Source organism: Pantoea sp. Mb-10, from assembly GCF_021272205.1.
Classification (GTDB): Bacteria; Pseudomonadota; Gammaproteobacteria; order Enterobacterales; family Enterobacteriaceae; genus Pantoea.
This window is the reverse complement of record NZ_JAJSDX010000004.1, coordinates 149,866-175,833: the sequence shown is the minus strand read 5'-3', so window position 1 is coordinate 175,833 and position 25,968 is coordinate 149,866. Positions and strand designations below refer to the sequence as shown.

The window sequence follows — 25,968 nt, the reverse complement described above, 5'->3', positions numbered from 1 at the left end:
CGACCACTGCAAAAGCAGCACTTCTCTCAGGTCATGAAGTTTTAGATGGCAACCGCGTAAGCGTTTCTCTCAGGCTGCTGAAACATTGGCTGGTTGTTGAGACAACAACAATAATGCCGTTCCAGTGTCCTGCCGCTAAAAGCGGATGTCAGCGATAAAGTAGTTTTGCGGAGATAAAAATAAAAAAGCGCCAGCAATTGCCAGCGCTCAGGGCCTGCACGCAGACCGGTAGTTTATTCGTTACTCCGGGAGAGGAAACTCCGGCGCGGTTTTCACGGAGGGCGTGCGCCTTACAGACCAAATCGGATGTGCGGTGATTTGCCTGCCGGACTGATGATTTTCTGTCCCCGTAAAAGACATCCAACCATCCCGCAGTCACGGGGTGCTACATCGAAGCCTGTTAACCTTATCAGCATCGCTGAGGACATAAAAGGCTTTGCTGAAGCGCCAGAAAGTTATTCAGAAGCTTCACTATTTTCCGCCAGCTTTTTCATGTTCGGTGAAAAGGTGGAGAGCATTTTTCCCGTCATCACCTCCAGATCAACATCGCCCAGCAGCTTGACGGCTTCGCTGGCAATCACTGTCTTCTGCTCCAGATCGGCGCGCGTTACGGCGAACGAACGATAGTGCTGCGCCACGCCATACACTTTACGCACCAGATGGCCGCCATTGCTGAGCATTTCATCGCGCTCTTTGCCGCTGATCAAGCCGTAATGGGATGCCTGAAACACCTTCATCGCCAGTTGATCGTAACCAACCAGCAGCCAGACACAGCGATACCCCAGCGGCGTGCGGCTGAACACGCCAATATTGAGCGGCGACACCGACGATACATCCGTCAGTGAGATCCGCGCGGGGATAGCTTTGAGCGTCGCCTCCAGCTCATCTACTAATTTCTGAATCTCTGTAGTCGCCAAATCCAGCGCGTTCTCCAGCTTCAGCAGCGCCATATCTGCATAAGGATTGTCGCCCTCAGCGTCACGGCTCATCAAACTGGCGCGCTGAATTACACGCGGCATACTGAGGATTTGTGGCCTGCCACGTTCACGCAGATCATCAGGTTGGCGTCTGCGGCCTTCCCATAATCGAATCGCATAATGCGAGTGCAGTTCAATGGTCAAAGAGGAGCGTAACGCGCCCGCTTTGGCCGTATCGGTTTCGTTCTTTTCTTCAGCCATTTCCCACTCCATATAATTGATGATGCTTCGCCAGTTTTCAGGAGCGTTGAGGCAACATCTATCGTAAAACCATTCACACAACTGCCAGTTATCTGGCTCGTCAGCTGTTAAGGCGTTGGCGTATCGATTGCACGATCCCGGCGATGTCAGCGGCGGAGCGGGATGCTCTCGTCGCTGGTTCAGGTTGTGACTGTTTGGTCGGTGCGGTGACTGGCGGCGAATCCGCAACGTGAGTGAACTGCCCGATTCTCACTTTTTTGATAATCGCCAGCAGCCAGCCGGTTGGATTCTGGATTGAACCGGCATCGAGATTCTGGCCAAGTTGGTGAAGCAGCTGCTGCGACTGCTCAGTGGGCAACGCAGCCAGCCGGTGTTCAAGCATGGCGAGATCTTCCTGGGTGAAACGCTGGCGGTAGCGTTCGGGGATGATTTCAGAAGCTGGCGCAGCCGGTGTATACGTGTTTTTTTTCACACCTTGTGTAAAACAACGTACGTTACCGTTCGGATTCCGAACTCCGGGCCGAAGCCTTGGTATCAGCGAGGGTTCGGAAACCGAACTCAGTGAATTTGAATGCGCCGCTATGCTGGGTTCGGCTTCCGAACTCGGCGTTTTTATACCCGGTTCGGAAACCGAATCCGGGGAGATGAGCTTCCTGGCTGCGGCCATTTCCTGTGGCGTTTGTGGCTTGCCCAGGCGACTTTCGATCTGGCTAATATGGCTTTTGCAGTGGCGCATCTGCGGGTCATTTTTGATTTCATCAAGCACCTGCAACGCGGTTTGCTTGATGGTTTTATTGCCATTGCGACACGCTTCAGCGACGGTATCGAGCCAGGCCGGGTCCATTATTTCGGCGTCACAGCAGGTTAGCGGCTCGTCGTGCTGCGCATAGATATTGCCGCGCACGCGGCCTTGATCGTCGCGAACGCGCTTGCACAGGCTGAGCCAGCCGGTTAGTCGCAGCATAAGCAGCACGCGGCTGACCGTTTCGCGCGACGCCTTACCTTTATGCGGGGAAGCGAGCTGGAGCTGCAGCTCGTCATAGCTGGGGAACACTGCGCCATGATTCTGCTGCGCGTAAAGACGGATCATCATCCACGCCATTTTATCGAGCGGTGAGAGTCGCGTATCAAGCAGCAGCTGGCGCGGGTACGCATCCTGTACATTGCCGAGATACAGCAAACCGCTGCGCAGCTGCGAGACGCCATCGTCACTGGCTTTTTCCGCCAGGCGCGCCTGCATTTTTTCCATCGTGAAAGCGATTAGGCTGTCAGAGGGGAGATTCATGTCATTTCCTTTTGCCGCCGATCGCCACATGCCATCGGGTGAATGCTGTTATTGCTGCACCCCGCGCGGGATACAGAGTGACAACACTCGCTATTTCCAGATCGCCTTGCTGTATCTCTCATGCGTCATCAGCTCCCAGTCTTTACCGCTGTTTTTACCCAGCAGCCGCCAGAACAGGCCAATGTCAATCTTGAGATAGTCCGATCCATTCGCTTTGATGCGCGTGAAGTTGTTCTTGCCACACCGGAACAGCGTCAGTTGCCTCACCGCTTTGCGACGGCAGGGCTCTGGCACGTTGACCGGTGCGACAAGTCCTTCTGTCAGCGTCTGGTTGCGTTGGCTCATGCCATCTTCCGCATTGCTGCGGGCTCAGGCTTTTTATTGCTGTGCCAGCCATGTACAGCGTGCCAGATAGCGGTGAGTGACAAATCCATCTGCTCAGCACACAGCATCATCACGTCGAGGCCATCGGCGCTGTCAGGATCGCCAATGCTGGCTTTCTGCCACTTGCGCCAGATCTCGGCGTTATCCTCATCGTTGAGCACCACGCCGCGCCCCTTGCGCACTTCGATACCGGCCATGCGGCGGCGTGCGGCGACTTCCACAGTGGACAGGCCGAAGTAATGCTGCATTAGCTCGATCGAGCCGTTGAGCGCCAGCGCGCGATCGATGCGCTGCAGGCGTCTTTGCTCACGTCGTGCCTGCTGCAACATCAACGACAGGTTTTCGTGGTGGATGCGGAAAGTCAGCACTGATACGGGGCTGTTCATCAGGTAGTGCAGGTCTTCAATGGTTAGCCCGTGAAGCATCTGCATCTCCTCGGGCATCAAACCCACCGCTTCGCAGCGGCGGATGTAGCCAGATTTGAGTTCCATCACTAACTGGGTAAGCAGACCGTTGGTGGCCTGAGACAAGCTGTTACTCATCATGGTTATCTCCGGTTTTCAGTAATCTCAATCGACTAAACATGCCGCTCAGCTTTGGCGCTGCAGTTCGCGCAGCCGCCGCAACGTGCGGATTAACTTCATAAACGTCTGGGTAAGTGCATCATCAAATCGCGGTGCTGCATCGCTGCTGCCGATCAGCAGCTCGCGCATCAGGTCAGGTAAGTCTTCATCGCATGCGCCGCCAGCCAGCGAGGAAAGCAGGCATGAAATCGGCGAGGCACTGAGCTCTTCGTCAATGCGATAGCCCGCCGAATTAGCGCTGTTATCCGGTATGACAGCCTCGCCATCGCTATCCGAATCGGCCAGTTCAAAGGCAAGGCGAAAGGCGATATTACGCAGGTGATCGGCGTCATCCTGCAGAGTGGGGATGGACCAAAAATCCGGTGCGGCTGATTGAGTGTTGCTACTGGCAACAGCAGAAACCGCATCAGAAGTGTTGCCAGTGGCAACAGGAGAACTCGGTTCGGAGGTGTTGCCAGTGGCAGCAGTGGAATTAGGTTCGGAAGTGTTGCCACTGGCAACATTTGGCGTGGTGGGCGGTGGAGTTGGCTTGCGAACCAGCGCAGGTGCGCGCGGTGCTGCTTCCGGTTCAGGCTGCTGGTTTTGCTGCTGCAGCTGCGGTGCAACCGGTTCAGGTTCGCCAAACAGCTGGCGGCGGTTTTGTTCACTGGGATCAAGCTCAATCAGCCAACGGTCGTAGTTAAGTGATGGGTGCGGCAGCGCGTTGACCAGCTCGCCAATAAACTCGTCGCGAAACATCTCCAGCGACCAGCTCTCCGGCGAATTGAAATGTGGGCACACTTTGGCCATCACGTTTTCAAACGTGGCATCCGGTTTCGCTTCAGCCGAGTAGTGATTCCACAATTTCTCGGCATCGCTGCGAAGCACCAACAACGCGTTGATCTGCGGACGGCCAAGACCCGACTCCAGCAGCGCCGGTAAATGTGGATAGAGATGACGGACGCAGCTGTCCATGCGGCTCAGGCTGGAGTAACTAACCGGATAGCCTTGCTCAGTGAGCGCAGTTGCCAGTTCACGCAGGGAAACCGCTTTGCCTGATTCATCTTCAATAATTTGGCGGGCGTTGCGGATGCCGATCGCTTTCTCGATAAAGCTCAGCTCGCCGCGCAGCTCGTTTTCAGCCAGATGGCCAATCACGCATTTAATGCGACCAGGCCACGGTTTGAACAGGCAATGCACGCGGTAGAAATGTTCGCTATGCGTCTCTGCCCACAGCTCACTCAGCGCCTGGTAACGCGTGTTGCCGCCGTCGCTGAAGATATAGGAGCCGGGATTGTCGGGGTCGAGCGTGACTTTCGGCACGGTATCGAGGCCACGCGCGCGAATAGATGCCTTGATGTCATCAAAGCGTGGATTGCGGCTGGTTCGCGGGTTATCGGGATTGGGGCGCAACTGATCCAGCGTCAGCACCATTGGCATTTCGCTGCCAGGCGCATCTGGCGTTGCCACGGTTAATGTTGCTTCAGCCTGACGACCGCGTTTTAGAAGAGCATCGGTCAGGTCGGTTGTGCGCTGTTTTGCCATCGCTGTCATGCCTAAACCCTCCCATAACCGAAGTGATAGGGGTTGTTTTCAGCATTTGAAAAGCGCGTGTAGCGGCCATCATAGGCGGTTTTGACGGTGCCGATAGGGCCCTGGCGTTGCTTGCCGATGATGATTTCGGCGATGCCTTTTTCGGTGGAGTTCTCGTTATAAACTTCATCACGATAGATGAAGAGAATCAGGTCGGCGTCCTGTTCCAGCGCACCGGAATCACGCAGATCGCCGTTGTTTGGCCGCTTGTTGGGGCGCGATTCAACCTGACGATTTAGCTGGGATAACGCGACCAGCGGACATTTCAGCTCTTTGGCCAGCGCCTTCAGGCAGCGCGAGATCTCTGAAATTTCCTGCGTACGGTTCTCCTGCTCAGGCGCACGCATCAGCTGCAGGTAATCGACCAGAATCAGGCTCGGTTGCCCGTATTTACGGATGTAACGCCGCGCGCGGGCACGCAACATCGCTGGAGTCTGGTCGCTGTTTTCATCGATAATCAGTCTATCTTTCCATGCTGTAACGCGCTCCATCGCCATGCTGATTCTGGCCCAGCATTCATCATCGAGCTGGCCGCTGCGCAGCAAATTCAGCTCAACCTGGCCCAGCATTGCAACCAGCCGCATCATCAACTGCTCGGCGGGCATTTCCAGGCTGAAGCAGAAAACTAAATTGCTCTCCAGCGCATCCAGCGCCGATTCGCACATCGCTAATGCCAGCGCCGTTTTGCCCATCGAAGGACGCGCTGCCAGCAGAATTAAATCGCCCGCCTGCAAGCCGCAGGTCATCTGATCCATTTCTCTAAAGCCTGTAGGCGTGCCGGTGATGCCATTGCCGCCGGTGGTTTCTTCTAACCGGGTAAGTAATTGCGACATGCCATCGAGAACCGTGATTTCCTGGTGCTGGCGCGCATGACCTTTCTCGGCAAGGTTGAAGAGCTGGCTTTCGGCGACTTCGGTGATGTTGCTTGCGGCAGCGTTAGGTAGCTGCACATCGCGGGTGAGTTGGTTGCCGAGCATGTAAAGCTGACGCAGCTGGCTCTTTTCGGCAATTATCCGCGCATAGGCGAGGATGTTGGCGGCGCTGGGTGTGTTCTTGCTAAGCTCGGCGAGGTAAGCAAATCCGCCGCATTGATCGATGATGTTGTGACGCTCCAGCAGCTCGCTGAGGGTGATCAGGTCAAAGGGATTGTTGCCTCTGGCAAGCTCATCGATGCCTTTGAAAATCGAGCGATGCGGTCCGGAGAAGAAGTCTTCGCGTTGAATAAGCGTAACGACATCATCCCAGCGATCGTTATCAAGCATTAGCGCGCCCAGCACCGCCTGTTCAGCATCGATGGAATGTGGCATATCGATTGGGTAATTGCTGGATTTAGACATGATTCACCTCCTTCACCGAGTGTGAAAGAAGCGCGTCAAACTTGCTTTGCCATTCCGGGAACAATTCACACGCCAGGTTATGCATCGTTTGTAGAGCTGAATCACTCTTGCGACGCGTCTGTGTTTCAAGCCGGTGCGCAGGTTCGCCAGCGAAATGGCCTGCTTTATAAATATCGAGATCGAAGATTTGGGTATTCAGCAGCGACACCGGAATTTCGTGAGCAAAGGGACTGTATTTCCCTTCGCTCACAATTGCCTCCAGCTGCGACAACGTAGCTTTGGCCAGCGACGTGTAATCCATGCAGTTAACAAGAATACGAACGGCGGGCAGCTTAATGCCATAAGAGGAAAGCGAACGCAGTTGCTCGAACATCGCTATCGAACCGCGCAGGAACTCACGAATATCCGGCAACACTGGCTTAACGATGCCGATAGTGGAGTCGGTAGCAGCGAGCACTATCAGCTCCAGCATCACTGAGCGTGCGCCCTGCGAATCAATGATGATGGCGTCGTACTGCTTAAAAAGCGGGTGCTGCAGAATATTGCGCATGCGCAACCGACCGTCTGGCGCGTGCAGCATGGCCGTCAGCAAATGAGCCTGCGGGTCATTGGAGATGATGACGTCGAGATTAGGGATAAAGCTGTGGGAAATTATCTTGCTGGCATCGCTGAGATCCACGGTCTGCATCAGCAGCTCGTATAGACCGCACGGCGCTTCATAGGTGAGTTGATAGATGCTGCTGGCGGTGGGCTGGCCGAAGTCGCCATCGATTAAAAGCGTCTTCAAACCTGCGTCAGCAAGGAAGCCACAGAGGTTTGCGGCTTGCGTAGATTTGCCTTCTCCACCTTTGGTGGAAATTACGGGAAGTATTTTCATTTCGCACATCCGAAGTAAGTTCGGATATGCATCTCGTCAACTATGTAAAAACCCGTCTAACGACTTATTTTCCCGCCTAGAATCAACCCTAAAATCTGTGCAAGGGGATTGAAAATCCCCGTGTCCGTGGTTCGATTCCGCGTCCGGGCACCATTAATTGAAGCGCACTGGTTAGAGAGGTTTTTTAACGGGTGTTGAAGATAAGAGGGTGTTTAAAAGCAACGACTAATGCATTTTGATAAATGTATTTTTCAAAGTTAAACACAGCTTTCTTCTAGAAAGGGTATTGGCTAGCGCCGGTACCCTTTTTTCATTTACACGCAATATCCCTATTCCGCACAACTTACCGCTACGATGTTTTATGCCTTATCAACCGCCTTCCCCGCTACGTTTCAATATGACTATCTTACATCTATGCCACGAACCTGCTGAGATTGCGTTCCGTTTAGGCTGTTCTCGGCAAAGTACATGTCTGGTCATTCAGAACAATGGCCGATAATCCTGCTCACAACGTGGTGCCATCCCTACCCGACAATTGTGAATCAAGCTACGCACGGCAAAGTACTCTGTCATTTCCGCTGCTTTAACCCAAGACTAGAACGCGCAGAGCAGACCTCTGCTTCCCCGCTCACCGTTACCGAACTCCACTCATAACGTAGCTGACTAAAGTCGCTCTTAGGGTTATCGCCCTACCTTAGATGACAAGCAACCCGGCTCAAAACAGCGGCCCTTTCTCCACGCGTTATACAAGGCATTCTCGTGTGGACAAGATGTTGGCGCTGCTCTATGAAGTCAAGATCACCTAAGCACCTCTGTGCCACCTCAACAGGCCCACAGCGTTTAGGCAGCACTGCCCGTGTCTGTAAAGCCAAACAAGGACATCATGACATTATTAGAATAATTAATAATTAATTAAAAAAAAAAGTAAGGTAAATATTTGGCTTGGACTCACATTGATTAATTTTTTATGATATATCGCAAAAACGTTAATCATGGTGAATTATCTTAGTGAGGTCTGGCCAAAAGCAAAAGTTTCAGCACAAAATTACAAAACGCTTTAAAATGAATATTTATTCATATATTACAGATAAATAAATAATTTCAGATGAAATTTTCCCACATAACAAAAAGGATGCATTTATAAAAATCATTAAAATTCAAATGCATAAAAAACAAAATTGATTTTAAAGATAATTTTTAACAAAAATTAAAAATGAATAAACATTCATTTTTAAGAATAGCCATGTATCTGAATATTACAAAGCATTCTGTGCTGGAAAATCCGCTAGGGTTAAATTTTTCTGTAGTTTGAAATTATTTTTTAACTCCGATATAACATTGCGAAACGCAAGGGAATGATAGCTTTAAAGGAACAGATTATGGCTTTTTATGTAAAAGAGTCATGTGAGACATGTAAGTCGAAAATATGTGCAGAAGCCTGCCCTGTAGACGCATTTATCGACGTCGAAACAATTTTAGTCATTAATCCCAGAATATGTATTTCATGCGGCGTTTGCGAAACTGTGTGTCCAGTGGAAGCGATTGGGGATGCAGAAGATGAAGACAACCAGCATGATCCATATATCAAGCTAAATGAAGAACTCTCTCTCATTTAAAACCAAAGACCTTCAATAACCAGGAACATTATGGAACAAATTAATTATGACATTTCCACATGGCTGGAAGAAATGCTTACGTCCAGCGCTGGAGAGTGGGAAAAAATTAATGAGAACTTTAAATATAGAGAGATGATTTACCAATTATGTTTGGCCTTGGCAACGGATGCTTGGGAAAAAAATAAAAATAAATCGCTTAAAGAAGCACATCGTGTTTTAGAAATAATTTACATGCAGGATTTTGCTAGCGCGGCCAAATTAAATACCGAGATGGAGACGCAACCGGTATTAAGAGATATTGCTGCGATCCTTGAAAAATTCATGCTCCGTGCTGAACTTAAAGCGATTGACAGTGCACTGCTCGACGATATGCCGTCTGATGGTAAGTCGTATGTAAAATGGCTCAAGAAATTAATTGCAGGTCATAAATCTAATTTGCATCCGTTTTACAATGATTTTCTCGCCAATCATGCAACAAAAGAACATTTAGCATCTTATATAACTCAAGAGTCAACGCTGGACCCACGCTTTGATGATATTTTAGCAATGATGCAAATCGGATTACCCGTGCAGCAAAAAATGGAACTTGCCAATAACTATTATGACGAAATGGGTAATGGAAAAGTTGAGTTAGTGCATTCTTCCCTTTTCAGCCAGGCTATGACGGCGTTGAATATTGATGAGGAATTTGTTAAGCAAAACCGCCTGGATGCGGCCTTGGTTTGCGGGAATGTTTCCGCTGCGCTAGCGCTATCACGCCGTCATTACTTTAAAGCAGTGGGATACTACGGTGTAACCGAGTATATGGCTCCTCGCCGATTTAAACACGTAGTGAATGCCTGGAAAAGAAATAATCTCCCGGATGTCGGCATTGTCTATCACGACCTCCACATTGTTATTGACGCTGGCCATGCTAATGGCTGGTTTAATAATGTGGTTATACCATCAATTGATGAAAACCCCGACGTTGGCATCGAGATTGCTCAGGGAGCACTAATCAGACTTAATTCTTCTGAGAAGTACCTTGATCAGCTTTATGAAAATTTCACAAAAGAACTGACCATAGCTTAAAAGGAACTTAATATGAATTTAAATAATGAAGGATATAAGATCATAGATCTAAAAGATATTGGTAAGGATATTGAACAAAGCTTCTCCGATCTTAAATTTGATGAATACATGGGGAACGGAAACAGGTTCAGACGATTTTCACAATACAAAATGAACCATGATGGAAAGTGGAAATTTGAAAAGCTCGAACATCGCCCTTATATGACATTCTCTAAATTCAATAAGGTCGCCGGAGGCATTAAGCGTTATTACGAGCCATTGCAGGTGGATTTTACCAAATGGATTGGTGAAGCCGCTAATGAAATCCCCTTAGACACCGCAGATGCGTGGCAAATTAATGTTCATCAATATCGCGTCTACACCAGACCCGATTTGCAAGGTGTGACAGTACCCGAAGGGCCGCATCAAGACGGACATGATTTTGTCATGATAGCAGTGATAAAGCGTCACAAAATTACCGGTGCGAAAATGTCACTCTTCAAGTTACATGATAAAGATAACGCGATATTCAATTATACGCTGCAAGACAAGCAAGCAGCTTTGCTAAATGATAGAGAATTGATCCATTACGTCACTGATATTGTTCCTGATGAAGATGAAGGCTATCGGGATATTTTTGTGGTGGCATTTTCTCGCTGGGCTGATCGTTGGCATGGTGAAGAGTTTGAAAATAAAGTTGCCGCAGAAACGAATTAATTAAAGGACGTTAAAATGTATCCAAGAGAAATATTATTTAGCAGAATGATCGGCCTCATTACGGAGAGTGATTTAGATTCTCTTGCGACCAAGGTCGTTGCCATACCAGGCTGCGGTGGAACAGGTTTCACCTATGCTGAATGTCTGGCACGTATGGGCGTGGGTAGGATAAAAATTGCTGATGCTGATTGTTTCGGGCCAGAAAATATGAACCGGCAGTTTGGCTGTACCATCGAAACAGTAGGTAAAAAAAAATCAGAGGTACTTGCCGAAAGGCTCAAATCCATCAACCCTGAGATTATTGTAGACGTTGTTGATTTTATTGATGAAGAAAACATCGAGTCTTATTTAGCGGGCGTCGATGTGGTTTGTGACACCCTCGATTTCTTTGTGATCAAACCGCGGCGTATTCTCTATCAAACTGCGCGTGCCAACCACATTCCCGTTGTGATTTGTTGTCCAGTAGCCTTTGGCGTTACGGCTCACGTATTTACTCCAGAAAGCCTCTCTTTCGAGGAGTATTTTAAAATTACTGATGATCAAACTGAGGAAGAGCAGCTTTCACGGTTCGGTAATGGGCTGACACCTGCAGAATTATATAAAACATATTGTGATTCCCCTTCACTCGATTTCAAGGCAAAAAAAGTGGCTTCACTCAGTGCGTCGTGCCTTATGGCTACCGCTTACGGCTCACACTTGGCACTGATGTTATTACTGGGAATTGATTTTGGATTTAGACCTGTCCCGTGGTGTTATCAGTTTGATATCCGGGCCGGGATTTTTAAAGAACATAAAATTTAAAGAGGACGCAATGGAAAAGTTCAGCATGCAGCAATGGGTTTTCGATGAGGCTTATGGTAGGTACGACATTGATCTTGGCGATAGCAATGCACCATGCTTAACGTCACATCAGCTCGGCTCATTTCCGGATGTTGAACTTAATTATGGTAAAAATATAGGAACAGACTCACTACGCCGATTAGTCGCCAATTTATATGGTGCATCGACACATAATATTGGTGTGACGCACGGTGCTCAAGAAGCCCTTTATTTAATTTATAATGACTTGCTAGATAAAGGTGATCACGTTATAACCTGGACTCCGGGATGGGAACAGGCATGGAAGGTGCCGGAAAGTATTGGTTGCGAAGTAACCACGCTCGGGTTAAATAAGGATATGTGCTTTGATCTCAGCGATCTTGCTCAGTCTATTACTCCTAAAACCAAGCTAATTATATTAAACTCACCCTGTAATCCCTCTGGGACAACATTGTCTCAACACGATAAAGCAACGTTATTAGATTTAGTAAAACAATACGCTTTAACGCTTGTTGTTGATGAAGAGTATCTAAGCGATCTAACAGATTCCATGTTCCATCTGTCTCCGAATGTCATTTCAGTATCGAGCATTTCTAAAATTTATGGTGCGCCGGGATTACGTATTGGTTGGATTTGCTGTGAGAAAAAAAGACTCAACGGCATTATGCGGCTCAAACACTACACAACAATTACAAACTCTATACTCTGTGAGACTCTCGCCTCAAAAATATTAGAACGGCAGTCCGAATTTGTTTCATCCTATAAAAATATGCGTAATGCAGGGCTTCAGGTTTTAAGAAAGTGGATAAGCGAAAATAATGACGTTGTCCGCTGGATTGAACCTCAGGATACACCATTTGCTTGGCTGTTATTAGATAAGCAATATAACTCTCTTGAGATTGCGAGACGAATGCTCTATGAGCACAAAATTTTAGTGATGCCTGCAGAAGTTTTTGGACTCAAGCATGGATTAAGAATTACTTTCTGCAGAGACCTTGAACAACTGAATACCGGCCTTAAGTGCCTTAAGTCTTCGCTCGTACAAACATTAATGTATGTTTAACAGGATAATGAAATGAATAAAACGCATACTGTGTTCATTGATGGTCAGGCAGGTACTACCGGTTTACAGATTAAACAGCGACTGTCCAATCACCCTTATATACAACTATTAGAAATCGAAAGTGAGAACAGGAAGAATGTCGCTGTACGAAAAGAGTTAATGTCAAATGCTGACGTGACCATATTATGTTTGCCTGATGATGCAGCTAAAGAAGCAGTACAGATTTCTCATGGCACAGGCACAAGAATCCTAGATGCAAGCTCTGCCCATCGCACCCACACAGACTGGGCTTATGGTTATCCAGAGTTGAATCACACACAAAGAACATTGATTAACACCTCAACCTACGTCGCTAACCCGGGCTGTTACGCGACAGGCGCTATCGCACTGCTGGCACCGCTTATTGATCATCACGCACTACAAGCAGAATCCCTACTGTCCATTAATGCCGTCTCTGGCTTTAGTGGCGGGGGGAACAAAATGATCGATCGCTATCAAACCAGCGACGCACCTATTGGCTTCTCCCCTTATGGATTGGCGTTTGATCATAAGCACATTCCTGAAATCCAAGAATGGAGTGGCCTCATTAATAGGCCCCTATTCCAACCTGCTGTTGGTAATTTTAAACAGGGTATGCTGGTTTTCATTCCGCTGAATTTTACTCATGAGAGCGAGAAAATTGTCAGTACGCTTATGAATCATTATGAGCATGAAAAGTTTGTTAAGGTCGTATCCGTATCCGATGAAAGTGCACGCGAATACGTATTGAACCCGGAAGACCTTAATAATTCTAATAAACTGGAATTATATGTTTTTAGCAGTAAAAAAACGGGTCAAACTTTGTTAGCTGCGAAGTTAGATAATCTTGGAAAAGGAGCGTCTGGTGCGGCGGTGCAAAATTTAAACATCATGTTAGGTTTCGATGAAGCCATCTGTGTAAACATTTAGCTTGAAAGGGATTCCTAATGAAATTTCATAAATATCAGTCTTTAGGCAATTGTTACGTAGTCGTTTCGCCAGAACACTGGGAGGGACAGCACGTTGAAGATATTTCATTATTGGCCGATGCTCGCTGGGGAATAGGTTTTGATGGGATCATCATTGGACCCTGGATTGAGAAAAATAACTATGGAATACGAATTTATAATAATGATGGCAGTGAGTGTTTACTGAGTGGTAACGCGTTAAGAATTTTTTCTTATCATCTAAAAAAGACCAAGCAAACCGATAAAGATATTATCTCCTTAAAAATGCTGAGTACAGGCAGGCATGTCACGACAACATGTCTTCCTAATGAGTATGTTGAAGTAAACATTGGAAAATTTAGTCATGACATGTCCTCATTCATTCGGGATAGTGATCTAAACATAGATGGCATGAAATATGCTGTAGAGTCAGAGCACTATGTCACTTTTGGAATTAATTTATCAAACCCACATCTTATCATAGACGGTATACCGAAGGGGGGAAAAAACCAAATTATAAAAGTGGGCCAGCACATTGGAACAAGTAAAAATTTCCCCCATAAATCCAATGTCCACTTTGTGGAAGTTAAAGACAGAAAAAATATCTATCTCGAAAGCTGGGAAAGAGGAGCAGGATATACCTTGTCTTCGTCAAATGGCGCTGGCGCTGCCGTTGCTCACTACTACACCCATACTCTTTTAGATGATGAAGTTTTGGTTGAAATGCCGGGCGGAACTCTTTTAGTTAAAATTGATGATGAAAAGAACATTTTTCTTACGGGAAAAGTTGAAAGCATATTAGAAGGGAATTTATATGAAAATTGCTAATCCTCACCACGTTGAATACAATTACCGAAAAGCCAAACCTGGTGATTTACAAGATCTGGTTACAATTTATAACTACGCAGTAGGTACGTTTGAGTCAACGTGTGATGTCAGTGAAGTGTCGATTGAATCACGGCGCACTTGGCTAAGAGATCATATAAATAATCCAGCCAGACCGCTGTGGGTTGCCTATGTCGTTGGCGATCCAACGAAGATATGTGGTTATCTCTGCTTTTCTGATTTTCTTAATGCACGTGAAGGCTACAAGATTACCTCTGACTTAGCTATCTATTTGCACCCTAATTATCAAAGCCAAGGTTTAGGCTCATTTCTTTTATCCTCTGCGTTAAAAGTAGCGCCTACTTTAGGTATTCATGTTTTAGCAACAACTATTTTCTCATCTAACAAAAAGAGTCTTTCATTATTTAAAAAATTCGATTTTCAAGTTTGGGGAGAGCTTCCCGGCGTTGCGAACCTGAATGGCAAGATTAAGGATTTAACTGTTGTAGGTATTCACCTTTAAATTTGAGGATATTATGAAGTTATCTGACTTTTTGAGATTGTTGTCTTTGTCGGCAATCTGGGGTTCAAGTTTTATTTTTATGCGTTACGTGGTACCACAATCAGGCATCATCTCCACCTCTTTTTTCCGTGAATTGATTGGTGCGCTTGGGCTTATTTTAATTGTTGTTCTGAATCGCAAATCCTTTTCATATTACGGTAAATTTAAATATTCTCTGATGTTAGGGGTCATCAATTCAGCGATTCCATTTATGCTTTACAGTGCGGCCGCTAAGTTCTTACCTGCGGGCTATTCTGCAATTTTCAATGCCACAACGCCGATAATGGCCATTCTCATCGGCGCGATTTTCTTTCATGACGGGGTTAATACCAGAAAATTGCTCGGCGTTTTCATTGGGTTGCTAGGCGTTGTCACGCTTTCTGGCGTGGGACCGGTCACATTTGGTGCCCACCAAGTGTTTGCCGCCCTGGCCTGTTTAGGTTCCGCTGCTTGCTATGGTCTTGCAGGTTATCTTTCACACAAATGGATCTATAAAAGCGTCACTATTGATAACGCTTTGGTGGCGATGGGAAGCCAACTTGGGGCAACCTTTGTCATGACGCCAATTTTCTTATGGGGACTATTTACGGGCCATGCAACCATTCCGTTGAACGGCGACGATTGGCTCGCCTTGGCAGCGCTAGGACTTCTCTGTTCAACCGTGGCCTATATTCTCTATTTCAGACTGCTCAAGGACATTGGGGCCGTCAAAGCCTCAAGTGTGACGTTCTTAGTCCCTGTTTTTGGCGTGATATTTGGCGCACTATTTTTAGGCGAAAAATTATCTTTGGCGCATGTTTATGGCGGCGGCTTAATTTTCATTTCTCTCATTTTCATCCTTGTGCCAGAGAGAAAAACGCTGGAAGCCACCTCCCCAGCAACCTGAGCGCTTAACATGCCGATGCATGTTTTGCCTCTCTGACTCATCAACGGCATGCTCGCTTATGACTGCTATTAGCGCCGATGAGATATCACTAAAAACATGTCTCATTTGGCGCTGTATCATGACTCTGATTGGTGATAGCCAGCGACCGCAAACTAACCCACGTTGGGTTAGTGTGTGCCAGCCCCCCACTGATGGTTTTCCATCAGTAAAGCGATAGTGCGCCTCCCCTCCCCTTTCTATAGTGCTCTCCTCACTTGCGCGTTGGCGCGTAACCGCTCAGGAGAACAACATGAAAATCGCCTTTGATGTGGACGTCATTCGAGATATGGGCATCACGCGGATGGTGCACCAGGTGGCCGAATGGGGCTATAAATACATCGAACAGTCGCCGCATCCGCAGATCAACCCGTTCTATAAACACCCCAAAGCCAGCCGCGAGATTATCCGCGAATACAAAAATGCGCTGCGCGCCACCGGGGTTGAAATCTCTTCATTTATTACCGTCTATCGCTGGTCTGGGCCGGATGAGCTGCGTCGCCAGGCGGCCGTCAAGAACTGGACGCGCATGGTGGAAATTGCCGTGGAGATGGGCGTACAGGTGATTAACACCGAGCTCTCCGGCAACCCCAATGAGCCCGAAGTGTGCGAAGAGATGTTCTATCGTTCCATGGAGACGCTGCTGCCGCTGTTTGAACGGGAAGGTATTCGCGTGGAAATTCAGGCGCATCCGTGGGATTTCTGCGAAGAAAGCAACGAAACCGCCGATATTGTTAAGTCGTTTCGCAGCGACAACGTCAAATACATCTACAGCGCGCCGCACACCTTCTACTACGACAAAGGCAAAGGCGATGTGAAAAGCCTGCTGCAGTATGCCGGCGACGATCTCTCCCACATGCTGATCGCCGATACCATGAACCACACGCGCCACTGCCGTTATATCGTCAATCCGCCGGGCGTGGACGCGGCCGTCCACCAGCATGTGGCGGTGGGCGAAGGCGAGGTCGATTTTGACACGCTGTTTGCCACGCTGCGTGAGATGGATTTCGCGAATCGCACCTTCAAAGTCGGTGGCGAGGCGATCGTTGCTGCCGCGCTGTTTGGTTATCCAGAGAAGATGCGCTATCAGGCGGTGGAAACCCGTGAACGCATCGAGCGTGAGCTGCTCAACCGCTAACCTGCGGGCGGCGTGACGCCGCCCCGCGACCCTGCATTGTTTACTCCTCCACCTCCGCCACGTCGATAAATTCGCCCCGCGTCAGCGAACGCTGCGCGGCTTCGGCGATCGCCTGAGCGCGCAGCCCGTCGTGCAGAGTGGGTAAATCGCCCACCTGCTCGCCGTTGAGATGGCGCACGAACGCGTCGAGATGCGCGTAATAGGTGGGTTTGACCCGGCTAAACCAGTCCGGCCACAGGCCCGGTTGCGTAATGCTGCCGTTTTGATAGCGCGTGACGCCGCGCACCGCCTGGCTTTCTGACACCAGCATGCCCGCGCTGCCCATCACGCTTATGCGTTCATCGTAGCCATAGGCGGTGCGCCGGGCGTTATCAAGCTGCGCCAGCGCGCCCTGCTGCATGCGCATAATCAGTACGGAAGTGTCCACGTCAAACGCGCTTATCGCGGGCATCGCCAGCGCCGCGCCCAGGGCGCCCACCGTGGTGACCTCATCGTCGGTTAGCCAGCGCAGCAGATCGAAGAAGTGGATCGCCTGATCGCGCATCTGCCCGCCAGACGCCTGCATATAGCTCAGCGGCGGCAATTCAGACGCGCGACACACCATTTGCATCAGCTCAAGCGCGCCCACGGCGCCCTGTTTTATCTGCGCTTTCAGCGCCTGATGGCTGGGGTCAAAGCGACGATTAAAGCCCACCGTCACCGGCACCGACACGGGCGAGATTGCGGCGACCACGTCGCGCGCCCGCGCCAGCGAGAGGTCGATGGGTTTTTCACAGTACACCGCTTTTCCGGCGCGCACCGCCTGCGCCAGCAGCCCGGCGTGGGTGGGCGTGGCGCTGGCGATCAGCACCGCGTCAATGGCCCCGCTCTCCAGCGCCTGCTCGACGCTAACGGCCCGAGTACCGTGCGCGCGGGCAAGCGCCTCGGCGCGCGACGCGTCAATGTCGCACACCAGCGCCAGTTCGCAGCCCGGGTGCGCCGCCAGATTCGCCGCGTGCACCTCGCCAATAAATCCTGCGCCGATCAAAGCAAACCGCTGCGGCATCCGCATGTTAACGCTCCTTTTGTTCACACTTTGGCAAAGCCCGTCTTGCCAAAATAGTCGGTTCTGGCAGGCTAGCTGAACGCGGTTTTTGATGGAATTCACTCAGATGAAAGCAGTTACGCTGGCAGCGCTGGCAAAGCGCGTGGGCGTCGGCGTCGCCACGGTAGACAGGGTGCTGAACGATCGCGGCGGCGTGTCGCCCGCCCTGACCCGGAAAATTTTGCAGGCGGCGCGTGAGGCCGGCCTAAAACGCGTTCTGCCAGAGGAGCATCGCCCCGCCTGGCAACTTGAAGTGCTGCTGAGCGGCAGTCAATCCTTCTTCTTTCAGCAGCTGGCGCAGGATTTTGCCACGCTGGCCAATCAACTCGGCTATCGCCGCGTGTGCCTGCACCGCACGCTTATCCCGGAAAACGCACCGGAAAAATTAGCGGCGCACATTGAGGCCAGCAGCACAACGCGCGATGGACTGATTGTGTTTGCCCACGAACATCCGCGCATCTACGACGCGCTGGCCGTCTGTCACGCGCGCGGCGTGCCGGTGGTCACGCTGGTCACCGATCTGCCGAATGCGCCGCGTCTGTGTCACGTCGGGATCGATCAATACAAGGCGGGACGCACCGCCGGGCTGATGCTGGGCAGTATGCTGCCCGCGCCGGGTGACGTGGTGTTGGTGAGTGGTCGCGCCGATTACTCCGCCCATCGGCAGCGGATGGAAGGCTTTCAGTCGGTGCTGGCCGAACGGTTTCCGCAGCTTCGCCTGCGTGAGATCCTCGCCGGGCAGGATGAGCCGGCGCGCATCAGTCGCCTGCTGGAAAAAACCCTGGCCGGATCGCAGCGCATTGTCGGGCTTTACAACACCGGCAGAGGCAATACGCAGATTGCCGAGGCGCTGGCGCGCCATCGCCTCAGCGGTGAGGTGGTTTACATCACCCATGAGCTCTATCCCACCACGCAGCAGCTGCTGGCACAGCGCGTGTTAACGTTAACCCTCGATCAACACGCCCTGCGCCATGCGCAGCTGGCGCTCACCCTGATGCTGCGCCATTTGGAGCAGGGTGAACAGCCGGACACCTATCAGGCGGGCAAAGTGGATTTCATGCTGTTTACCCAAGAGAACGGCATCTGAAGCCGCGCTGGCCTCACCGCCAGCGCGGTTAAATCGCCCTGCCCGCACGCTGCTACACTCACTAACAGCAAAAAAACCTCACAACCAAAGGCGAAACTACGATGTCGGAAAATCAGTATCAGCCCGCAAAAGTCTGGACCTGGGACCCGGAAGCCAAAGGTAACGGCGCAAAAACCAACCGGCCGACCGCAGGCGCCACGCATGAGAAAGCGCTGCCTGTGGGCAAACATCCCCTGCAGCTTTACTCCCTCGGCACGCCAAACGGTCAGAAAGTCACCATTCTGCTGGAAGAGTTGCTGGCGCTGGGCGTGAGCGAAGCCGAATATGATGCCTGGCTGATCCGCATTGGCGACGGCGATCAGTTCTCCAGCGGCTTCGTTGAGGTCAACCCGAACTCAAAAATCCCGGCACTGCGCGACCACTCGGTGACGCCGCCGCAGCGCGTGTTTGAATCTGGCAATATTCTGCTCTATCTGGCCGAGAAATTTGGTCACTTCCTGCCTAAGGATCTGGCTAAACGCACTGAAACCCTGAACTGGCTGTTCTGGCTGCAAGGCTCCGCGCCGTACCTGGGCGGCGGTTTTGGCCACTTCTATCACTATGCGCCAGAAAAAATCGAATACGCCATTAACCGGTTTACGCTGGAAACCAAGCGTCAGCTTGATCTCCTGGATCGCCAGCTCGCCGAGCACCGATTCCTGGCCGGTGAGGAATACACCATCGCAGACATCGCCACCTGGCCGTGGTACGGCAACCTGGTGCTGAACGATCAGTATGGCGGCGCCGAATTCCTGGACGTCCAGTCCTATAAGAACGTGGTGCGCTGGGCGAACGAGATCGCCGCGCGTCCCGCCGTTATCCGCGGCCGTAAAGTGAACCGCGCCTTTGGTGCGGCACCGCAGGATCAGCTGCTGGAGCGCCACGACGCCAGCGATTTTGACAATAACACCGAAGATAAACGACAGGCCCGAGGAGAAAAATAATGCCCGCTTATATGGTTATGATTAAGGACGAAACGCTGGATAAAGATGAGCTGGCGACCTACGCGCAAAAAGCCGGTGCTGCGCGCGGCGACCATCCGCTGACGCCGCTGGCGTTTTATGGCGATATGGAAGTGCTGGAAGGCCGCGATGCCGAAGGCGTGGTGCTGCTGGAATTCCCGGATGTTGACGCAGCCAAAGCCTGGTATCACAGCCCCGCCTATCAGGAAGCGAAAGCGCATCGCCTGAAAGGCGCAAACTATCGCGTCATCCTGGTGAAAGGCGTCTAATCCTTTTACCCCGCGCCCGCCAGATTTATGCTTCGATCTGAATGGCCTCTGCTCGCCAGCCCGGCGGCAGGGGCTGCGGGCGCGAAACCGTCACGTTATTCAACTGCAAGTTCTCCACCCCGCGCGCATACACGCCAGGCAACCCCTGCGGATAGGCCGCCACGCCATAGGCCAACCCCGTGCCGGCATCCAATGTATAAGCGTTATCCAGCCCCATGCCGGTAGGTGACAGCGGATTACAGGGCGGGCGCACATCGTAATGGCCCTGCACGGCCTGCTCGTCCACCGTCTGACGCAGCTGAATGTTGCTCAACAGGACATCGCGGATCTGCCCGCGCTGCTCAGCGTGCAGATTGATTGCCCCTTCCATGGTTCCACACAGATTAGTGACCTGCACCAGCTCAATGTGGCCAGGCGCCACCGCAGGATCGCGCGCACGCACCGAGATAAACAGCGCATCGGCTTTGCCCCAGTGACACGGCGGTGCATGGTGGCAGGCGAGGGTAATGGTGCTAAACAGCAGGCGACGGAAGGCACCGCCATCGCGCGACACCAGCCCAATCCCGCGGTTGGAGTCAAAGATCGTGCAGCCGGATACGGTGACATCTTCAATGTCGTCCACGGTTTCGGTACCGATTTTGAACGCGCAGCTCCAGGAGCGCAGCAGGCAGTTGGTAACGGTGATGTGTCGGGCGGGTCGTCGCAGCTCTGCGGGTTTCATCGTGGTTTTGATGCAGATAGCGTCATCGGCGGCGCTCAGATAGCAATCGCTGACGAACACCGCTTCGCAGCTGTCGATATCCAGCGCATCGGTGTTGGGAATGGTCATGCTGTTGTCGATGGTGAGGCGATGAATATGCACATGGCGGCAGCTCACCAGATGCACGGTCCACATCGGCGCCTGCACCAGCGAGCAGTCGCGCAGCGTGACGTGCTCGCAGGCTTCAAACACCACCATGCGTGGCCGCTGCGGCAGCGGCATCCGATAGCCCTGCGCATCTTTTTCGGCGGCGCACCAGGCGTCGCCGCGGCCGTCAATCGTCCCCTGGCCGCTGACGGTGATATTGCGCTGCCCTACCGCATACAGCAGCACATGTCGCGACAGCTCCGCCTCACTCTGCGCCCGCTGCTGCTGGTAATCTTCCACGCGGCTGCTGGCAAGCAGGGTGGCGCCCGCCTCCAGGTGCAGATGGGTGTTGGAGCTCAGCGTCACCGTGCCCAGCATGTAGCGGCCTGGCGGCACCGACAGCGTGCCGCCGCCGTGTGCCGCAAGGTGATCCAGCGCGCGCTGGAAACAGGCGGTGTCACGCGTTTCGCCGTCGGCGACGGGCGAGAAATCGGCCAGAGAAATCTGCATCGGTTTTCCTTAGGCATCGCCGGGCGATGCGCATTGTCACTATGCGCTACTTCACTGCGCCCTCGGTGACGCCGCTGATAAATTTGCGCTGGAACACCAGGAACACCGCCACCAGCGGCAGAATGACAATCATCGCCCCCGCCATCAGCACCGGAATATCAATGGTGTTTTTGTTCTGGAAGAACATCATGCCGATGGGCAGCGTGCGCAGTTCGTCTTTGTTGACCAGAATCAGGGGGATCAGAAATTCGTTCCAGGTCCAAATAAACAGCAGCAGCGCCAGCGTTGAGAGCGTGGGCCAAATCGCAGGTACCAGAATGCCCCACAGAATTTTGCGCCGCGAGGCACCGTCCATCACCGACGCCTCCACCAGCTCACGCGGCACCTGCTGCAGCGCGGTGGCAATCATCAACGTGGTAAACGGCAGCGACAGCGCAATCTGCGGCAGAATCAGCGCCAGATACGTATTAGTGAGTCCCATCCAGCGCAGCTCGTGGTAGAGCGGAATGATAAAGGCCTCGCTGGGCAGCACCATACCCAGCCCCAGTAGGGCCGCCACCAGTTTTTTCCCCGGTATCTTCAGCCAGGCGAAACCAAATCCCGCGAGAATGCCCAGCAGAATGCTGCTGACCACCACGGGAATCACCACCAGCACCGAGTTCATGAAATAGACGTTGAAATGCCCCTGCTGCCAGGCGGTGACATAGTTTTTGAAGTTCAGCGACGAGGGCAAGGTAAATACCCCCTGAAACAGCTCCATCTGCGTTTTAAACGAGGTCATCAGCGCCATTAAAAACGGCAGAATGGTCATCAGCGCGACAATCCAAATCAGCGCGCGTGAGGCAATCGGTGTGCCGCGCATCAGTGACGCTCCCTTAAGCACAGGTGGATTAATCCGTTGATCAGTAACACGATCATCATACTGAATACCGCGACAGCGGAGGCATAGCCGAAGTAGTGCAAGTCAAAGCCCTGCTTGTACATAAAGATATTCGTGACCATGGTGGAGGTGCCCGGTCCGCCTTGGGTCATCACGTAGACTAAGTCAAAGGCTTTCAGGCTGGCGATCACCGTCAGCAGCAGCGCAATACGCAGCTCGGGCCGCAGCGACGGCAGGGTAATGCGCAGAAACTTCTGCCGGCGCGAGGAGCCATCAAGGTCAGCCGCTTCCAGCAGCGACGGGTCCATGCGCTGCAATCCCGCCATAAACAGCACCAGACAGAAACCAAAAAAGTACCAGGTCGCTACCAGCCCCACGGCGGGCAGCGCCCAGGTAAAGTCACCCAGCCACGACAGCGCCAACTGCGGCAGGCCGATGGCGCGCAAAAACTGATCGATAGGGCCGAAAGCCGGGTTATAGAGCCAACGCCAGACCACGCCCAGCACCGCCATCGGCATGATATACGGCAGGAAAAAGAGAATGCGCAACACGCTGCGTTCTTTGTTGCTGCGCGTTTCATACAGAAAGCTACACAACAGCAGGCCCACGCCAATCGGCAGCAAGGTGTAAAACAGCATCAGCAGCGCATTGTTCCCCAGCGCCACCCAGAACACCGGGTCTTGAAACATGCGCAGGTAGTTGGCGAGGCCAGTGAATACCGGCAAAGAGGTGCCATCCCATTCGGTGAAGCTAATCCCGAGCGACGCCAGCAGCGGAAACAGCAAAAACACCGCGTAAACGCCTACCGCAGGCAGAAGATAGAGCGCATTGCGCCAGGCAGATTTATTCAGCATAACCGTACTCGCTTGCGGGCCTGTTCTCGGCCCGGCATGGCTGCCGGGCCGGACGATATCAGTGCTTGAGGGTTTTCAGGTAACGTTGGTAATTGTTATCAAAGTTGGTGGTGATCTGCTCGGCCGTTAAGCGCCCGGCCAGCAGCTGCTGCACGTTTTGATTCAGCTCGGCGTTCATGGTAGGGGTTGCCCAGTCAAGATAGTGGCCTAAGCCGTCATACTCGTTAAGCGTCACCCAAACTTGGTAAGCCTCAGCCAGCAGCGGATTATCCGCAGGAATTTGCGCGTTTTTGCTGGTGCCCGCAGGCAGGAAGCCCACTTTCAGCCAGCGGTTCGCCATCTCGTCGGACACCACGTAATCAATAAATTTCGCCGCCGCATCCTGCTGCTCTTTGGTTTTCGCCGTGCTGGTAATGGAGAAGGCCAAATCGGTGCCGCCGACCATCAGCGCATGCTGGACGCCCTCGCCCATCGGCATCGCCGCGAAATGCAGATCTTTGTTGTCTTTAAACTGGCCAAGATACCAGGTGCCGCTGACTAAAAATGCCGCCTGACCATTCTGGAACAGCGTGGCTGCGTCATCATGACCAATGCCTTCAAAGCCCGGGAAGAGATAACCTTTGTCTTTCCAGCCCTTCATCATTTCTGCGGCTTTGACCAGTTTAGCGTCTTTAAAGGTGCCGCCCACGTCATAAATCAGGTCATCCAGCGCTTTGCGATCTTTGCTTTCAATCTGCGCTTCCCACAGCGTGCTCAGCAGCTGCTGCCCCATGTTGCCATCCAGCAACCCCAGCATCATCGGCGGCGTGCCTGCGGCTTTCAGCTTCGCCATCGCGGCTTCCAGCTCCGGCAGCGTTTTGGGCACCGCGACCCCGGCCTTGTCCAGCAGCGCTTTGTTGTAATAGAGTCCCACCATCTCGCCCAGGCTGGCGACCCCGTACAGTTTGCCGCTGCCGAAGTCTTGCTTATCCGACCAGCGGTTACGCTTCAGAATGGAATCCGGGAAGCGCGTGGTCCAGCCGTAGGTTTTCGCATAGTCATCCAGCGGCCACAGCAGCTTGTCTTTCACCAGCGAGCCCATATCCCCGCCGCCCTGATTGACCTGCGCGATTTGCGGGCCGTCACCTGCGGTCAACGCCAGCTTGAGCGGAATGCGCGTGTCTTCAAACGAATGCACCGAGCGCTGAATGGTGATGCCCGGATTATTCTGCTGGAAGGTTTTAACGGCCTCATCCATTGCGGCGGTCTGCTGAGGATAGTTATAAATATCCCATTCGTTTAGCGTGACCGCCTGCGCTGAGGCGAGGGTCGCACCGAATAACACCGCCGCCGAAACCAGACGCGATAGCACGCGCAGGGACTGTTTCACACGGAACGAACCTTGGGTTGAATCACACATCATGCTCGGTTTCTCCAACAGATGACGGGCATCCTTTCATCGCGACACCTGTCGTTCCTGACAGGCGGATTCAGCAGCAGTAACAGCGTTAATTCATACTTACTTTATGGACAAAAGAAAGTCAAACATCCCCGGCGCGGATTTTTTGCTCTGTGATAGAGTGCAAAAAGTGAGAAGAAAAGCCGCCAAATCAGCAGGGAATGCTGCTTTTCCACGCGCGCGCCCCCTTCTGAACGATCGCCCTGCCGCCGTGACAGCATAATTCACTCATGGACACAGGGTTGAATTAACCACCTGACAGATCATATGAAAATACTATATTTCTTCCGCCCACGCCCAAGGTGATCCATTGCGATCGCCTGAAAATCCCAGCGGCAGCCGGGCACGAGCAGTCATCACCCTGCCTACACCGCGTCGCCAACCCCACCCCTGCCGTTCAGCTTTGTGCGCTGGCGCAATTATTACGTCTTGAAAACTAAGTCAGCTTTCTTTACCGTAAAATCTGTCTATCTCCTAACCACTGAGGCACGCTATGACGGCTGAAAGTGTTATTCGTCGCGCCAGCGAGGCGGATTTTCCTGCCCTGTCGCGCATTTGCTTAGAGACGGCCAATGCCGGAACGGACGCCACCGCGCTCTACTCCGACCCGGCCCTGCCCGGCCTGCGCTTTGTGATTCCCTACGCGCGCTTCTGCCCTGATTTTGCCTTAGTGCTTGAGCAGCACGGCAACGTGGTGGGCTATGCCGTAGCCACGCCCGACACCCGCGCGTTTGAAGCCGAGCTGGCTGAAAACTGGTGGCCGGCGCTGCAACAAACCTATCGCGATTACGCGCCGCGCGCACCGCTGGACAGCAAAGTACTGGAGGCGATTCAGCATCCTGACGCGGCGGCGGAGGCGTTGGTAAGCGAATGGCCCGCGCACCTGCACATCAATCTGCTGCCCGCTGCGCAAGCCGGCGGCTGGGGGCGTAAATTGATTGAACAGCTGCTGCAAAAGCTGCGTGCGGCTGGCGTACCGGGCGTTCACCTCGGCGTCAGTCTGCAAAATGAGCAGGTGTGCGGCTTTTATCAGCGCCTCGGGTTTACCCCTATTCTGCGCAGTAACGCCATCTACATGGGCCAACGACTCTGACAGAGGCAACC

General features: G+C 52.0%; 26 protein-coding genes. 14 read left to right on the top strand and 12 right to left on the bottom strand.

The genetic code is table 11. The features are described from left to right. Positions 1–455: 455 nt before the first annotated feature. The 7 genes from LU196_RS09605 to LU196_RS09575 form a co-directional block, all read right to left on the bottom strand. Entirely contained in the window at positions 456–1,178 is a 723-nt protein-coding gene (locus tag LU196_RS09605) for a PFL_4669 family integrating conjugative element protein (RefSeq protein ID WP_232759075.1), read from the bottom strand. A 100-nt stretch (positions 1,179–1,278) separates the two neighbouring features. Then, complete coding sequence (locus LU196_RS09600) at positions 1,279–2,463, bottom strand: STY4528 family pathogenicity island replication protein (protein WP_232759074.1); 1,185 nt, start codon at positions 2,461–2,463, stop codon at positions 1,279–1,281. Between the two features lie 90 nt (positions 2,464–2,553). Further along, a complete protein-coding gene (locus tag LU196_RS09595) occupies positions 2,554–2,808 on the bottom strand; it encodes a hypothetical protein (RefSeq protein WP_232759073.1) in 255 nt (84 codons plus the stop codon). After that, positions 2,805–3,389: a DUF2857 domain-containing protein gene (locus LU196_RS09590; protein ID WP_232759395.1), complete on the bottom strand. Its 585-nt coding sequence runs from the start codon at positions 3,387–3,389 to the stop codon at positions 2,805–2,807. Before LU196_RS09590 ends, LU196_RS09595 begins: the two co-directional genes overlap by 4 nt. A 48-nt stretch (positions 3,390–3,437) precedes the next feature. Then, positions 3,438–4,964: a ParB family protein gene (locus LU196_RS09585; RefSeq protein ID WP_232759072.1), complete on the bottom strand. Its 1,527-nt coding sequence runs from the start codon at positions 4,962–4,964 to the stop codon at positions 3,438–3,440. Positions 4,965–4,966: 2 nt separating this feature from the next. Then, positions 4,967–6,340 (bottom strand): SPI-7-type island replicative DNA helicase, encoded by a 1,374-nt coding sequence (gene dnaB-PI, locus LU196_RS09580; RefSeq protein ID WP_232759071.1) that lies wholly within the window; start codon positions 6,338–6,340, stop codon positions 4,967–4,969. Continuing rightward, positions 6,333–7,217 (bottom strand): ParA family protein, encoded by an 885-nt coding sequence (locus LU196_RS09575; protein ID WP_232759070.1) that lies wholly within the window; start codon positions 7,215–7,217, stop codon positions 6,333–6,335. The genes dnaB-PI and LU196_RS09575 overlap by 8 nt, the downstream gene beginning before the upstream one ends. A 1,379-nt stretch (positions 7,218–8,596) precedes the next feature. On the opposite strand from LU196_RS09575, the gene LU196_RS09570 reads away from it, so the two are divergent. The 10 genes from LU196_RS09570 to LU196_RS09525 all read left to right on the top strand — a co-directional run bounded on the left by LU196_RS09570 (position 8,597) and on the right by LU196_RS09525 (position 16,894). Then, a complete protein-coding gene (locus LU196_RS09570) occupies positions 8,597–8,833 on the top strand; it encodes a 4Fe-4S binding protein (RefSeq protein ID WP_232759069.1) in 237 nt (78 codons plus the stop codon). A gap of 30 nt (positions 8,834–8,863) precedes the next feature. After that, positions 8,864–9,904 (top strand): iron-containing redox enzyme family protein, encoded by a 1,041-nt coding sequence (locus tag LU196_RS09565; protein WP_232759068.1) that lies wholly within the window; start codon positions 8,864–8,866, stop codon positions 9,902–9,904. A gap of 12 nt (positions 9,905–9,916) precedes the next feature. Beyond that, a complete protein-coding gene (locus LU196_RS09560; protein ID WP_232759067.1) occupies positions 9,917–10,600 on the top strand; it encodes a 2OG-Fe dioxygenase family protein in 684 nt (227 codons plus the stop codon). Positions 10,601–10,615: 15 nt separating this feature from the next. Next, the gene (locus tag LU196_RS09555; RefSeq protein WP_232759066.1) at positions 10,616–11,401 is read left to right on the top strand and encodes a ThiF family adenylyltransferase; all 786 of its coding nucleotides are present in this window, start codon (positions 10,616–10,618) and stop codon (positions 11,399–11,401) included. 10 nt (positions 11,402–11,411) lie between these two features. Continuing rightward, positions 11,412–12,482, top strand: coding sequence for a pyridoxal phosphate-dependent aminotransferase (locus tag LU196_RS09550; protein ID WP_232759065.1), 1,071 nt, complete (start codon positions 11,412–11,414; stop codon positions 12,480–12,482). A gap of 12 nt (positions 12,483–12,494) precedes the next feature. Next, entirely contained in the window at positions 12,495–13,430 is a 936-nt protein-coding gene (gene argC, locus LU196_RS09545) for an N-acetyl-gamma-glutamyl-phosphate reductase (RefSeq protein ID WP_232759064.1), read from the top strand. Positions 13,431–13,447: 17 nt separating this feature from the next. After that, positions 13,448–14,275, top strand: a complete 828-nt coding sequence (dapF, locus tag LU196_RS09540) for a diaminopimelate epimerase (RefSeq protein WP_232759063.1) — start codon at positions 13,448–13,450, stop codon at positions 14,273–14,275. Further along, complete coding sequence (locus LU196_RS09535) at positions 14,262–14,795, top strand: GNAT family N-acetyltransferase (protein ID WP_232759062.1); 534 nt, start codon at positions 14,262–14,264, stop codon at positions 14,793–14,795. The genes dapF and LU196_RS09535 overlap by 14 nt, the downstream gene beginning before the upstream one ends. A gap of 13 nt (positions 14,796–14,808) precedes the next feature. Next, the gene (locus LU196_RS09530; RefSeq protein WP_232759061.1) at positions 14,809–15,720 is read left to right on the top strand and encodes a DMT family transporter; all 912 of its coding nucleotides are present in this window, start codon (positions 14,809–14,811) and stop codon (positions 15,718–15,720) included. 289 nt (positions 15,721–16,009) lie between these two features. Then, positions 16,010–16,894 carry a sugar phosphate isomerase/epimerase family protein gene (locus LU196_RS09525; protein WP_232759060.1) on the top strand — a complete coding sequence of 295 codons (885 nt, stop codon included), beginning with the start codon at positions 16,010–16,012 and terminating at the stop codon, positions 16,892–16,894. Between the two features lie 40 nt (positions 16,895–16,934). Here LU196_RS09525 and LU196_RS09520 read toward each other — a convergent pair whose 3' ends face one another. Continuing rightward, entirely contained in the window at positions 16,935–17,945 is a 1,011-nt protein-coding gene (locus tag LU196_RS09520) for a Gfo/Idh/MocA family oxidoreductase (RefSeq protein WP_232759059.1), read from the bottom strand. 100 nt (positions 17,946–18,045) lie between these two features. Here LU196_RS09520 and LU196_RS09515 point away from each other — a divergent pair, with 100 nt between their 5' ends. The 3 genes from LU196_RS09515 (at position 18,046) to LU196_RS09505 (ending at position 20,335) form a co-directional block, all read left to right on the top strand. Beyond that, positions 18,046–19,065: a LacI family DNA-binding transcriptional regulator gene (locus LU196_RS09515; protein WP_232759058.1), complete on the top strand. Its 1,020-nt coding sequence runs from the start codon at positions 18,046–18,048 to the stop codon at positions 19,063–19,065. 101 nt (positions 19,066–19,166) lie between these two features. Beyond that, entirely contained in the window at positions 19,167–20,048 is an 882-nt protein-coding gene (gene yghU / locus LU196_RS09510; RefSeq protein ID WP_232759057.1) for a glutathione-dependent disulfide-bond oxidoreductase, read from the top strand. After that, positions 20,048–20,335 (top strand): DUF1330 domain-containing protein, encoded by a 288-nt coding sequence (locus LU196_RS09505; RefSeq protein WP_232759056.1) that lies wholly within the window; start codon positions 20,048–20,050, stop codon positions 20,333–20,335. Before yghU ends, LU196_RS09505 begins: the two co-directional genes overlap by 1 nt. Positions 20,336–20,360: 25 nt before the next feature. On the opposite strand, the gene LU196_RS09500 is transcribed toward LU196_RS09505, so the two are convergent. Genes LU196_RS09500 through LU196_RS09485 form a run of 4 tightly spaced genes read right to left on the bottom strand, consistent with a single transcriptional unit; the run spans position 20,361 to position 24,825 of the window. After that, positions 20,361–21,692, bottom strand: coding sequence for a glycoside hydrolase family 28 protein (locus LU196_RS09500; RefSeq protein WP_232759055.1), 1,332 nt, complete (start codon positions 21,690–21,692; stop codon positions 20,361–20,363). A gap of 46 nt (positions 21,693–21,738) precedes the next feature. Beyond that, positions 21,739–22,554 (bottom strand): carbohydrate ABC transporter permease, encoded by an 816-nt coding sequence (locus LU196_RS09495; RefSeq protein WP_232759054.1) that lies wholly within the window; start codon positions 22,552–22,554, stop codon positions 21,739–21,741. Then, positions 22,554–23,426, bottom strand: coding sequence for a carbohydrate ABC transporter permease (locus LU196_RS09490; RefSeq protein ID WP_232759053.1), 873 nt, complete (start codon positions 23,424–23,426; stop codon positions 22,554–22,556). Before LU196_RS09490 ends, LU196_RS09495 begins: the two co-directional genes overlap by 1 nt. 58 nt (positions 23,427–23,484) lie before the next feature. Next, on the bottom strand, positions 23,485–24,825 hold the full coding sequence (locus tag LU196_RS09485) for an ABC transporter substrate-binding protein (RefSeq protein ID WP_232759394.1): 1,341 nt from the start codon (positions 24,823–24,825) through the stop codon (positions 23,485–23,487). A 532-nt stretch (positions 24,826–25,357) separates the two neighbouring features. On the opposite strand from LU196_RS09485, the gene LU196_RS09480 reads away from it, so the two are divergent. Beyond that, on the top strand, positions 25,358–25,957 hold the full coding sequence (locus tag LU196_RS09480; RefSeq protein WP_232759052.1) for a GNAT family N-acetyltransferase: 600 nt from the start codon (positions 25,358–25,360) through the stop codon (positions 25,955–25,957). The last annotated feature ends 11 nt before the right edge of the window (positions 25,958–25,968 follow it).

Bases quoted from the DNA above. Each gene is read 5' to 3' on its own strand.
- LU196_RS09605 (WP_232759075.1), bottom strand. From the start codon at position 1,178: ATGGCTGAAGAAAAGAACGAAACCGATACGGCCAAAGCGGGCGCGTTA.
- LU196_RS09600 (WP_232759074.1), bottom strand. From the start codon at position 2,463: ATGAATCTCCCCTCTGACAGCCTAATCGCTTTCACGATGGAAAAAATG.
- LU196_RS09595 (WP_232759073.1), bottom strand. From the start codon at position 2,808: ATGAGCCAACGCAACCAGACGCTGACAGAAGGACTTGTCGCACCGGTC.
- LU196_RS09590 (WP_232759395.1), bottom strand. From the start codon at position 3,389: ATGAGTAACAGCTTGTCTCAGGCCACCAACGGTCTGCTTACCCAGTTA.
- LU196_RS09585 (WP_232759072.1), bottom strand. From the start codon at position 4,964: ATGACAGCGATGGCAAAACAGCGCACAACCGACCTGACCGATGCTCTT.
- dnaB-PI (WP_232759071.1), bottom strand. From the start codon at position 6,340: ATGTCTAAATCCAGCAATTACCCAATCGATATGCCACATTCCATCGAT.
- LU196_RS09575 (WP_232759070.1), bottom strand. From the start codon at position 7,217: ATGAAAATACTTCCCGTAATTTCCACCAAAGGTGGAGAAGGCAAATCT.
- LU196_RS09570 (WP_232759069.1), top strand. From the start codon at position 8,597: ATGGCTTTTTATGTAAAAGAGTCATGTGAGACATGTAAGTCGAAAATA.
- LU196_RS09565 (WP_232759068.1), top strand. From the start codon at position 8,864: ATGGAACAAATTAATTATGACATTTCCACATGGCTGGAAGAAATGCTT.
- LU196_RS09560 (WP_232759067.1), top strand. From the start codon at position 9,917: ATGAATTTAAATAATGAAGGATATAAGATCATAGATCTAAAAGATATT.
- LU196_RS09555 (WP_232759066.1), top strand. From the start codon at position 10,616: ATGTATCCAAGAGAAATATTATTTAGCAGAATGATCGGCCTCATTACG.
- LU196_RS09550 (WP_232759065.1), top strand. From the start codon at position 11,412: ATGGAAAAGTTCAGCATGCAGCAATGGGTTTTCGATGAGGCTTATGGT.
- argC (WP_232759064.1), top strand. From the start codon at position 12,495: ATGAATAAAACGCATACTGTGTTCATTGATGGTCAGGCAGGTACTACC.
- dapF (WP_232759063.1), top strand. From the start codon at position 13,448: ATGAAATTTCATAAATATCAGTCTTTAGGCAATTGTTACGTAGTCGTT.
- LU196_RS09535 (WP_232759062.1), top strand. From the start codon at position 14,262: ATGAAAATTGCTAATCCTCACCACGTTGAATACAATTACCGAAAAGCC.
- LU196_RS09530 (WP_232759061.1), top strand. From the start codon at position 14,809: ATGAAGTTATCTGACTTTTTGAGATTGTTGTCTTTGTCGGCAATCTGG.
- LU196_RS09525 (WP_232759060.1), top strand. From the start codon at position 16,010: ATGAAAATCGCCTTTGATGTGGACGTCATTCGAGATATGGGCATCACG.
- LU196_RS09520 (WP_232759059.1), bottom strand. From the start codon at position 17,945: ATGCGGATGCCGCAGCGGTTTGCTTTGATCGGCGCAGGATTTATTGGC.
- LU196_RS09515 (WP_232759058.1), top strand. From the start codon at position 18,046: ATGAAAGCAGTTACGCTGGCAGCGCTGGCAAAGCGCGTGGGCGTCGGC.
- yghU (WP_232759057.1), top strand. From the start codon at position 19,167: ATGTCGGAAAATCAGTATCAGCCCGCAAAAGTCTGGACCTGGGACCCG.
- LU196_RS09505 (WP_232759056.1), top strand. From the start codon at position 20,048: ATGCCCGCTTATATGGTTATGATTAAGGACGAAACGCTGGATAAAGAT.
- LU196_RS09500 (WP_232759055.1), bottom strand. From the start codon at position 21,692: ATGCAGATTTCTCTGGCCGATTTCTCGCCCGTCGCCGACGGCGAAACG.
- LU196_RS09495 (WP_232759054.1), bottom strand. From the start codon at position 22,554: ATGCGCGGCACACCGATTGCCTCACGCGCGCTGATTTGGATTGTCGCG.
- LU196_RS09490 (WP_232759053.1), bottom strand. From the start codon at position 23,426: ATGCTGAATAAATCTGCCTGGCGCAATGCGCTCTATCTTCTGCCTGCG.
- LU196_RS09485 (WP_232759394.1), bottom strand. From the start codon at position 24,825: ATGTGTGATTCAACCCAAGGTTCGTTCCGTGTGAAACAGTCCCTGCGC.
- LU196_RS09480 (WP_232759052.1), top strand. From the start codon at position 25,358: ATGACGGCTGAAAGTGTTATTCGTCGCGCCAGCGAGGCGGATTTTCCT.